General features: G+C 35.4%; 1 protein-coding gene. It reads right to left on the bottom strand.

Annotation, left to right across the window (positions count from 1 at the left end; translation table 11 throughout):
* Window positions 1-25: 25 nt before the first annotated feature.
* Window positions 26-952, bottom strand: coding sequence for an aldo/keto reductase (locus WKI42_RS10460; protein ID WP_050242410.1), 927 nt, complete (start codon window positions 950-952; stop codon window positions 26-28).
* Window positions 953-969: the final 17 nt, after the last annotated feature.

The following is a 969-nucleotide window of genomic DNA, read 5'->3' as shown; positions in this document are numbered from 1 at the left end:
GTGATTTATTTACATCTGCTTCTACTTACGGCAAATTATTCCCTGCAGCAAGATAAATTTCATACCATTCTTTTCTTGTTAAGCTAAAGTTTGCCGCTTGGCTAACTTCTCTCAAGTGCTTAGGATTTGTTGTACCTACGACTGCCTGCATTTTTGCTGGATAACGCAATATCCAAGAAATGGCAATAGTTGAAGAGGTTACTCCATATTTAATAGCTAAACGATCAAGTACTTGATTTAAAGCTTGAAATTTCTCATTTCCAACAAAGTTCCCTTTAAAATACCCAAATTGTAAGACAGACCATGCTTGAATGACCACATCGTGTAATTTGCAATATTCAAAAATGCTACCATCTCGCATAGTTGCTTGACTATCTTCCATATTAACATGAAAACCTGATTCGAATCCTGGAGTAAAAGCCGCACTCAATTGTAGCTGATTAACAGCTAACGGCTGATTGACATCTTTTTTAAGTAACTCCATCATCATAGGATTTTGATTAGAAACTCCAAAATTTCGAACCTTACCTTGTTTATAAAGGAAATCAAAGGCTTCTGCTACTTGGTCAGATTCCATCAAAGCATCTGGTCGATGAAGAAGCAAGCTATCTAGATGATCAATCTTCAATCTTTGCAAAATTCCGTCTACAGATTTTATAATATAGTCCTTAGAAAAATCAAAATAGGTAAATTCTTCCATGCGAATTCCACATTTTGACTGAATCCACATCTCTTCTCTTAAATCTGGACGATTTTTTAGGACAAGACCTAACAGTTCTTCACAACGACCACGACCATAAATATCAGCCAAGTCAAAGGCATTGATTCCAACAGAAAGTGCTGTTTCTACAAGCTCTTCAACTTCTTTTACAGACTTATCTTTTATTCTCATCATTCCGAGAACAATTTCTGATAATTCTTTGTCATCTTGACCAAGAGTTATGTATCTCATCAAATTTTTCTCCTTTG

The sequence above is a fragment of the Streptococcus pseudopneumoniae genome, from assembly GCF_038148935.1.
GTDB lineage: Bacteria > Bacillota > Bacilli > Lactobacillales > Streptococcaceae > Streptococcus > Streptococcus pseudopneumoniae_U.
This window is presented reverse-complemented; position numbering and strand designations above follow the sequence as displayed.

Bases quoted from the DNA above. Each gene is read 5' to 3' on its own strand.
- WKI42_RS10460 (WP_050242410.1), bottom strand. From the start codon at position 952: ATGAGATACATAACTCTTGGTCAAGATGACAAAGAATTATCAGAAATT.